Annotated in this window: 9 protein-coding genes; 6 read left to right on the top strand and 3 right to left on the bottom strand. The window is 64.4% G+C overall.

Annotation, left to right across the window (positions count from 1 at the left end; genetic code table 11):
• The first annotated feature begins 266 nt into the window (after positions 1-266).
• The 6 genes from pilB (at position 267) to JHC36_RS05770 (ending at position 5,781) form a co-directional block, all read left to right on the top strand.
• Complete coding sequence (gene pilB, locus JHC36_RS05795) at positions 267-2,000, top strand: type IV-A pilus assembly ATPase PilB (RefSeq protein ID WP_124223823.1); 1,734 nt, start codon at positions 267-269, stop codon at positions 1,998-2,000.
• Between the two features lie 38 nt (positions 2,001-2,038).
• Entirely contained in the window at positions 2,039-3,253 is a 1,215-nt protein-coding gene (locus tag JHC36_RS05790; protein WP_287916976.1) for a type II secretion system F family protein, read from the top strand.
• Entirely contained in the window at positions 3,253-4,095 is an 843-nt protein-coding gene (locus JHC36_RS05785) for a prepilin peptidase (protein ID WP_287916973.1), read from the top strand. Before JHC36_RS05790 ends, JHC36_RS05785 begins: the two co-directional genes overlap by 1 nt.
• Positions 4,096-4,176: 81 nt before the next feature.
• On the top strand, positions 4,177-4,719 hold the full coding sequence (gene coaE / locus JHC36_RS05780) for a dephospho-CoA kinase (protein WP_503006906.1): 543 nt from the start codon (positions 4,177-4,179) through the stop codon (positions 4,717-4,719).
• 55 nt (positions 4,720-4,774) lie between these two features.
• The gene (gene zapD, locus JHC36_RS05775) at positions 4,775-5,530 is read left to right on the top strand and encodes a cell division protein ZapD (protein ID WP_124223813.1); all 756 of its coding nucleotides are present in this window, start codon (positions 4,775-4,777) and stop codon (positions 5,528-5,530) included.
• Between the two features lie 17 nt (positions 5,531-5,547).
• A complete protein-coding gene (locus JHC36_RS05770) occupies positions 5,548-5,781 on the top strand; it encodes a DNA gyrase inhibitor YacG (RefSeq protein ID WP_124223811.1) in 234 nt (77 codons plus the stop codon).
• Positions 5,782-5,816: 35 nt separating this feature from the next.
• Here JHC36_RS05770 and JHC36_RS05765 read toward each other — a convergent pair whose 3' ends face one another.
• The 3 genes from JHC36_RS05765 to argJ are packed head-to-tail and all read right to left on the bottom strand — an operon-like array spanning position 5,817 to position 8,426.
• Positions 5,817-6,290, bottom strand: a complete 474-nt coding sequence (locus tag JHC36_RS05765; protein WP_287916966.1) for an NUDIX domain-containing protein — start codon at positions 6,288-6,290, stop codon at positions 5,817-5,819.
• Positions 6,287-7,165: an ATP-binding protein gene (locus JHC36_RS05760; protein ID WP_287916963.1), complete on the bottom strand. Its 879-nt coding sequence runs from the start codon at positions 7,163-7,165 to the stop codon at positions 6,287-6,289. The genes JHC36_RS05765 and JHC36_RS05760 overlap by 4 nt, the downstream gene beginning before the upstream one ends.
• A gap of 31 nt (positions 7,166-7,196) precedes the next feature.
• Positions 7,197-8,426 carry a bifunctional glutamate N-acetyltransferase/amino-acid acetyltransferase ArgJ gene (argJ, locus tag JHC36_RS05755; RefSeq protein WP_287916961.1) on the bottom strand — a complete coding sequence of 410 codons (1,230 nt, stop codon included), beginning with the start codon at positions 8,424-8,426 and terminating at the stop codon, positions 7,197-7,199.
• Between the last annotated feature and the right edge of the window lie 190 nt (positions 8,427-8,616).

Here is an 8,616-nt window from a genome sequence, read left to right as displayed (position 1 = left end):
TTCGGGACGTAGAGGCCGGAGGTTCGAATCCTCTCACCCCGACCAGATTTCAGCAGGTGCGCCCTGCGCCAGATCAGCCCCGCTTTCGCGGGGCTTTTTGTTGGCACGGGTCGAGGCAACGCGGACCAGCGGCCTGCGACGCTGTCGCTTCGAGGCGACTGGCTGCCAACTTCGGCACGTTGCGCCCCTGCGCGAGGTTTACAGCCAGACACCAATCAGCGAAGATCGCTCGATCTCATTGTGTTGTGACAGAACCACTGCGCTGAATGGCCATCAACGAATCCCCGATCACCAGCCCCAGCGGCGTCGCCCTTCCCGGGCTGGCCCGTGCGCTGGTGATGGCTGGCAAGCTCAGTCAGAAGCTGGCTGAAGACCTCTATCGGAAAGCCCAGTCTGGCAAGACCAATTTCATCGTCGAGTTGACGAGTTCGGGCGCCGTCTCGGCCGCCGACCTCGCGCACACCATCGCAACCGCTTTTGCGGTGCCGCTGATCGATCTCGAGGCGGTCGATGTCGATCGGCTGCCCAAGGGCTTGCTCGATGCGAAATTTTGCGCTGAACACCGCGTGCTGCCGCTGAGCAAGCGCGGTAACCAACTGATCGTGGCGACGGCCGACCCGTCGGACACCAAGGTCGCCGAACAGATCAAGTTCCGCACCCAGCTCGGGGTGGACTGGATCATCGCCGAATACGACAAGCTGACCCGTCTCGTCGAACAGGTCACCAAATCGGCCAGCGAATCGCTGGAACAAGTCATCGGGGCGGACTTCGATTTCGATGTCGAGACCGCGGAGGAAGGCAACAACGACACCGACGCGGTCAGCTCGGAAGTCGATGACGCCCCGGTGGTCCGCTTCCTGCAGAAAATGTTGGTCGACGCGGTCAACATGGGCGCGTCGGACCTGCATTTCGAGCCCTACGAGTTCAACTACCGCGTACGCTTCCGAATCGACGGCGTGCTGCGGGAAATCACCTCGCCGCCGGTCGCCATCAAGGAAAAGCTCGCCTCGCGGATCAAGGTCATCTCCAAGATGGACATCTCGGAGAAGCGCGTGCCGCAGGATGGACGCATGAAACTCAAGGTGGGGCCGAACCGAACCATCGATTTCCGGGTGAGTTCGCTGCCCACGCTGTTCGGCGAGAAGATCGTCATCCGGATTCTCGACCCGAGCAGCGCCAAACTCGGTATCGATGCCCTGGGCTACGAGCCCGAAGAAAAGCAGCGCCTGCTGCAGGCGATTGAACGCCCCTACGGCATGATTCTGGTCACCGGGCCGACGGGCTCGGGCAAGACGGTCTCGCTCTACACCTGCCTGAACCTGCTCAACAAGCCGGGGGTCAACATCTCGACCGCGGAAGACCCGTCGGAAATCAACCTCCCCGGCGTCAACCAGGTCAACGTCAACGAAAAGGCCGGCCTGACGTTCGCTTCGGCACTCAAAGCCTTCCTCCGGCAGGATCCCGACATCATCATGGTCGGCGAAATCCGCGATCTCGAAACCGCCGACATCGCCATCAAGGCTGCCCAGACCGGCCACCTCGTCCTGTCGACCCTGCACACCAACGACGCACCGGCGACGCTCACCCGGCTGCGCAACATGGGCATCGCGCCCTTCAACATCGCCTCGAGCGTCATCCTCATCACGGCGCAGCGCCTGGCGCGCCGCCTGTGTCCCAAGTGCAAAACGCCCGTCGACTTGCCGCGCGAAGCGCTGCTCGACGCGGGTTTCCGGGAGGAGGAGCTCGATGGGAGCTGGGTACCTTATCGGGCGGTCGGCTGCGCCAGTTGCAACGAAGGCTACAAGGGTCGCGTCGGCATCTATCAGGTCATGCCGATCAGCGAGGAGATTCAGCGCATCATCCTGCGCGACGGCAGCGCGATGGAAATTGCCGAGCAGGCCGAGCGCGAGGGCGTCCGCTCGCTGCGGCAGTCGGGCTTGCTCAAGGTGCGCCAGGGTCTGACGACGCTCGAAGAGGTGCTGGCGGTGACCAATGTCTGAACGAGTGAACAGTCGCATGGAATTCAAGGGAGAACGGCATGGCCACAGCCGCTAAGAGCGCACAGGAACTCGTGTTCGAGTGGGAAGGCAAAGACCGCAGCGGGAAAACCGTCCGCGGCGAAACCCGGGCGGCTGGCGAGAACCAGGTCCAGGCCATGCTTCGTCGGCAAGGCATCCTGCCGACGAAGATCAAGAAGCGGCGGATGCGTGGCGGCAAGCGCATCAAGCCCAAGGACATTGCGCTCTTCACGCGGCAGCTCGCCACGATGATGAAGGCCGGCGTTCCGCTGTTGCAGTCGTTCGACATCGTGGCGCGGGGCAACCCGAACCCGAGCGTGACCAAGCTGCTCAACGACATCCGTGCCGACGTCGAGACCGGCACCTCGCTGAGCGCCGCGTTCCGCAAGTACCCGATGTACTTCGATAGCCTTTATTGCAACCTCGTCGAGGCGGGCGAGGCGGCCGGTATTCTCGAAGCCCTGCTCGACCGGTTGGCGACCTACATGGAGAAGACCGAGGCGATCAAGTCGAAGATCCGCTCGGCGCTGATGTACCCGATCTCCGTGATCGTCGTCGCCTTCGTGGTCGTGACCGTCATCATGATTTTCGTCATTCCCGCGTTCAAGCAGGTGTTCACCTCGTTCGGCGCAGACCTGCCGGCACCGACGCTCTTCGTGATTGCGATGAGCGAATTCTTCGTGAAGTACTGGTGGCTGATTTTTGGCGGCCTGGGCGCGGCGTTTTACTTCTTCATGCAAGCCTGGAAGCGCAGCGAGAAGGTGCAAATGTTCATGGACCGGCTGCTGTTGAAAATCCCCATCTTTGGCCCTTTGATCGAAAAAGCCGTCGTCGCGCGCTGGACCCGAACGCTGTCGACGATGTTTGCCGCCGGCGTCCCTCTGGTCGAGGCGCTCGACTCGGTGGGCGGCGCCTCGGGCAATTCGGTCTACGCGCAAGCCACCCGCAAAATCCAGCAAGAGGTGAGCACCGGCAGCAGCCTCACGGCGGCCATGGGGAACGCCAACCTGTTCCCGAGCATGGTGCTGCAGATGACGGCGATCGGCGAGGAATCGGGTGCACTCGACCACATGCTGGGCAAGGCGGCCGACTTCTACGAGGCCGAGGTCGACGAGATGGTCGCGGGTCTCTCGAGCCTGATGGAGCCCATCATCATCGTGTTCCTCGGCGTCATCATCGGGGGCATCGTGGTCTCGATGTACCTGCCGATCTTCAAACTGGGGCAGGTCGTCTGATGGCGATGGACACCAGTATCGCGGCGGCATTGGCCGCCGTTTTGGGTCTGCTCGTGGGCAGTTTTTTGAATGTCGTCATCTACCGGCTGCCCAAGATGATGGAGCGCGCCTGGGCCACCGAGTGCGCCCAGCTCACCGGCGCGCCAGCGCCCTCCGCCGAGCCCTTCAATCTGGCCGTCCCTCGCTCGGCCTGCCCGCACTGCGGGCATGTCATCCGTTGGTACGAAAACATTCCGGTCCTGAGCTACCTTGCGCTCCGCGGACGGTGCTCGCAGTGCCACACCCGCATCAGCCTGCGCTATCCCTTGGTCGAGCTGGCCGTCTCGGCGGTGTTTGCGGGCTGCCTCTGGCGTTGGGGCTTGACGCCGACGGCGGCTGCCTGGATCTTCTTCGCCACCGTGTTGCTCGCAGCGGCGCTGATCGATTGGGACACCACCTTCCTCCCGGACTCGTTGACCTTGCCGCTGCTCTGGGCCGGCCTGATCGCGAGCGACCTGGGCTGGATCGATCTGACCCTGCACGACGCCGTCTGGGGCGCTGCCGCCGGCTATGCGTCGCTGTGGCTGGTTTACTGGAGCTTCAAGCTGGTCACGGGCAAAGAAGGCATGGGTTTTGGAGACTTCAAGCTCTTCGCAGCGCTCGGGGCCTGGTTTGGCTGGCAGGCTTTGGTGCCGATGATCCTCATGGCGTCCATCATCGGCGCGCTCGTGGGCATCGCGCTCAAACTCAACAGCGGCTTGCGGGAAGGAGGCTATGTTCCCTTCGGCCCCTTCCTCGCTGGCGCCGGGTTGACGGCGATGGTGTTTGGCCCGCAGAGCATCCTGCGGGCACTGGGCCTCTGAGGAGCGGCTTTGGAAGCGGCGGCAAGCTGGCATGTCGGCCTGACCGGAGGCATCGGCAGCGGCAAAAGCACGGTCGCTGCGATGCTGCAGGCACTCGGTGCCGCGATCATCGATGCCGACGCCGTCGCGCACCGGGTCACGGCGCCCGGTGGTGCGGCCATCGCCGACATCACCCGACGCTTTGGGCCTGAGCTGATCACGCCCGAGGGGGCTGTGGACCGCGCGCGTATGCGCAGCCTCGTTTTCTCCGATGCCCAAGCCAAGGCCGATCTCGAAGCCATCGTCCACCCGCTGGTGGCACGGGAAATTGCGCAGGAAGTCGCGCGCCAGGAAGCTGCGGGCGCGCGCTGCATCGTGTTGGACATTCCGCTGCTGGTCGAGTCGCGCCGGTGGCGACCGCGGCTGGATCGCATCATCGTCGTCGATTGCCGCACCGAAACGCAAATCGCACGGGTCTGCGCCCGAAATGGGCTGCGTGCCGACGAGGTTCAACGCATCATCGATGCACAGGCCAGCCGGCAGGAGCGATTGGCCGCCGCCGACGCCGTCGTCTTCAACGAAGGCGTGAGCCTCGACGAACTGCGTCGTTCGGTTGCGCAGCTCGCTGCTTGCATCGGGCTATGATGTTCAGCGATTCCGACCTTCTCACTGAAACAGCGCCTTCGGCGAAAGCACCCGCGTGATTCTGTACGAATACCCTTTCAACGAACGCATCCGGACCTATCTTCGGCTGCAGCATCTGCTGGACCGGCTCGATGTCCTGATTCCGCGTGTTTCGCCCATCGACCACCATTTCGCCTTGGTCACGCTGTTCGAAATCATGGACGTCGCGACCCGGGCCGACCTGAAGTCCGAGGTGCTCAAGGATCTGGAGCGGCAAAAACAGGTGCTCAACGGCTACCGCGGCAACCCCGCCATCTCGGAGCGGGCGCTCGACGAGGTCATCGCGGGGCTCGACCATTGCTTTGCCGATCTCGCAGCGCTGTCTGGAAAGACCGGTCACACCCTGACGGAAAACGACTGGCTCATGAGCGTGCGCAGCCGCGCGGCCATTCCGGGTGGAACCTTCGAATTCGATCTGCCGTCCTATCACGCCTGGCAACACCTCGACGCCGAAGACCGCCAACGCGACTTGCAGGCGTGGACGGCGTGTTTGCAACCTCTGGCGCGCTCGGTACGGATGCTGTTGCGCATGCTGCGCGAGTCGGGCATGCCGCAGCGGGTGGTTGCGACGGCCGGGCAATTTCAGCAGACGCTTCCACAGGGCAAAACGTTTCAGCTCCTGCGGCTGCGGCTGGCGCCGGAACTGGGGTTGGTTCCCGAAATCAGTGGCAATCGGCTGCTCGTCTCGGTTCGGCTGTTGCGCATGGGGCCTGAAAACCGCCTCGTCGCCACGCACGACGACGTCAGCTTCGACCTCACCCTCTGCGCCTGAACGCCGGAGCCAACACCGTGTGTGCGCCCGAGCCCGTCGAACCCCCAGCCCGACCCCGGATCGTCCGCTGCCCCGCGTGTGGGGGGCCGGCGGTGTACGGCCCTGAAAATCCGTACCGCCCGTTTTGCAGCGCCCGCTGCCGCCAGATCGACTTGGGCGCCTGGGCCAGCGAGCAATTCCGGCTGCCCAGCCGCGAGGACGCGCCGGCCGAGGCTGAACCGCCCGAATCCGGGAAAAATTCAGGTTTTTGACGCTGTTGCCGGCATCAATCGGTCACTTCTTGCTCTTATTTTGAGAGCGATTCGACCGGGGCCTCGGCGAGCCAACGCAGCACCGGCAGCGAGCCGGGGAGAATCGGGGCGAGCTGCACGGGCAGGGTTTCCCACGAGGCCTGCTGGCCTTCGAGCATTTGCAGACTTCCCGTCCATCGCTGCACCCGACAAAAGTGCAAACGCACCAGTGCATGGGGGTAGTCCACCACCTCCTCGCGCCAGACCGTGCAGGCTTCAACCGAGATGCCCAGTTCCTCGCGCAGTTCCCGCGCCAGCGCCGCTTCGACGCTTTCGCCGGGCTCGACCTTGCCGCCCGGAAACTCCCAGTACCCGGCATAGGGCTTGCCAGGGGGGCGACTGGTCATGAGAAAACGCCCGGCCGGATCGACCAAGATGCCCACCGCGACATCGGTGATCGGACGCTCGCCGTCCGCCGCGTCCCGGGGGCGCTCAGGGTCGACACGGAGCACCGGCGAGGAAGACCTCATGCCGAGACGCCGCGCTTGCCCATGAAATCCCGCGCGAACTGATACGCAACCCGTCCGCTGCGCGAGCCTCGCTCGAGCGCCCAAACCAGCGCCTGCGGCCGCGCCGCCGCGATCTCTGCGTCCGTGGCGCCCAGCGCCGCGAGCCACTGACCCACGATCGCGAGATACTCTTCCTGCCCGAACGGGTAAAAACTCACCCAAAGGCCAAAGCGCTCGGACAGCGAGATCTTTTCTTCCACGACCTCGCCCGGATGCAGCTCGCCACCGGGGCCCCGCGTCGCTTCCAGGTTGTCACGCATGTATTCGGGTAAGAGGTGCCTGCGGTTGCTGGTCGCATAAATCAGCACGTTGGGCGAAGCCGCCGCGACCGACCCATCGAGCACCGACTTGAGGGCCTTGTAGCCACTCTCACCCTCCTCGAAACTCAGGTCGTCGCAGAAGATGATGAAACGCTCGGGCCGCGAAGCCACCAGGTCGATGATGTCGGGCAGATCGGTCAGGTCGGCCTTGTCGACTTCGATCAGCCGCAGCCCCTGATCGGCGAACGCATTCAAACACGCCTTGATCAACGAGGACTTGCCCGTACCCCGCGCACCGGTGAGCAGCACGTTGTTCGCCGGTAGACCTCGGACGAACTGCCGCGTGTTCGCGACCACGCGCTCTTTTTGCTCGTCGACCGCGCGAAGATCCTCGAGCCGCAGCGGCGCGAGGTGCCGCACCGGCTCGAGCGCGCCATGGCCCGACGCCCGCTTACGGTAACGCCAGGCGATCGCTTCGCTCCAATTGGGTGGAGACAGGGGCTGCGGCAGGATCGCCTCGAGGCGATCGAACATCTGTTCCGCACGACGCAGCAAATGTTCCCAACGCGGATCCATCGATCGGTTCCCTTCGGCTTACGCCTGCGCTTCAAGAACGGTAATCCGCGTTGATCGAAACGTAGTCGTGACTCAGGTCGCAGGTCCAGATCGTCTCGGCATGAGTCCCCCGCCCCAGACCGACGCGAACCTGAATTTCGGCCTGCTTCATCACGCGCTGCCCGTCCGCTTCCGAATAGTCCGGGTGACGCCCGCCGCCGGTCACGACATGCACGTCGTCGAGGTACAGATCGATCCGGGTCTGATCCAAATCAACGATGCCGGCATAACCCACCGCCGCCAGGATCCGGCCCAGGTTCGGGTCGCTCGCGTAGAACGCCGTCTTCACGAGCGGCGAGTGGGCGATCGCATATGCGACCTTCCGGCACTCTTCGGCGCTCGCGCCGCCTTCGACACGGACGGTGATGAATTTGGTCGCGCCCTCGCCATCGCGGACGATCGCCTGCGCCAAGGTCTGCGCCACTTCCAGCAAAGCCGCCCTCAAGCGGCGACCGTCCTCGCTGGCTGCGTCCCGAATCGGTGTATGCATGGCCTTTTGCGTGGCGACGAGCAGGAAGGAATCGTTGGTCGAGGTGTCGCCATCGATCGTGATACGGTTGAAGGAGGCTTCTGCCAGCTCCGAAACGAGCGCTTGCATCATCGCCGGGTCGATGCACGCGTCGGTGGCGATGAAGCCCAGCATCGTCGCCATGTTGGGCCTAATCATGCCGGCACCCTTGGCGATGCCCGTGATCGTCACCTCCCCGCCCGACAGCCGCACCCGGCGGCTGGCCGCCTTGGGCACCGTGTCTGTCGTCATGATGCCCTCGGCCGCACGCAGCCAGTGATCGGCGGCGGCGTTGGCCACCGCGGCGGGGAGCCCCGCCTCGATGCGATCGAACGGCAGCGGCTCCATGATGACGCCGGTGGAAAACGGCAGCACCTGCTCCGGCGCCACCTGGAGCAGTCGCGCCAAGGCCACGCAAGTCGCGCGCGCATGGACCAGCCCGCTTTGGCCCGTCCCGGCATTGGCGTTGCCGGTATTGATCACCAAGGCCCGGATCCCCGCGCCGCATGCGAGATGATCCCGGCAAACCTGCACCGGCGCCGCGCAGAACCGGTTTTGCGTGAAGACGCCGGCGACCGCGGCCCCATCGTCGAGCAGGAACACTGTCAAGTCCTTGCGCCCAGGCTTACGGATGCCCGCCTCGGTCACACCAATTCGAACCCCAGGGACCGGAAACAGCGCCTCGGCGCGGGGCGGAAACAGGGACACGGCCATCGTTGATACCTCTTCGGTGAAAGTCGCGATCGGGATGGAAAGGCGCGCCGCGCTCAGAGGCTGAGAGGGAATTGGGCGTGCCCGAAGGGGCGCCCCAAAACGCGCCCGAGTAGGCGCAAAGCACAGCCGTAGCTCGGGCTACGGCGCGCATTTGCAACGCCCTCGGGCGTGTTTTGGGACGTCAAAGCGG

This window comes from Tibeticola sp. (genome assembly GCF_022759015.1).
GTDB lineage: Bacteria > Pseudomonadota > Gammaproteobacteria > Burkholderiales > Burkholderiaceae_C > Tibeticola > Tibeticola sediminis.
The sequence above is the reverse complement of the archived record's forward strand: the minus strand, read 5'-3'. Positions and strand labels throughout refer to the sequence as shown.

Coding starts and splice junctions, on each gene's coding strand:
- pilB (WP_124223823.1), top strand. CDS start 267: ATGGCCATCAACGAATCCCCGATCACCAGCCCCAGCGGCGTCGCCCTT.
- JHC36_RS05790 (WP_287916976.1), top strand. CDS start 2,039: ATGGCCACAGCCGCTAAGAGCGCACAGGAACTCGTGTTCGAGTGGGAA.
- JHC36_RS05785 (WP_287916973.1), top strand. CDS start 3,253: ATGGCGATGGACACCAGTATCGCGGCGGCATTGGCCGCCGTTTTGGGT.
- coaE (WP_503006906.1), top strand. CDS start 4,177: ATGCTGCAGGCACTCGGTGCCGCGATCATCGATGCCGACGCCGTCGCG.
- JHC36_RS05765 (WP_287916966.1), bottom strand. CDS start 6,290: ATGAGGTCTTCCTCGCCGGTGCTCCGTGTCGACCCTGAGCGCCCCCGG.
- JHC36_RS05760 (WP_287916963.1), bottom strand. CDS start 7,165: ATGGATCCGCGTTGGGAACATTTGCTGCGTCGTGCGGAACAGATGTTC.
- argJ (WP_287916961.1), bottom strand. CDS start 8,426: ATGGCCGTGTCCCTGTTTCCGCCCCGCGCCGAGGCGCTGTTTCCGGTC.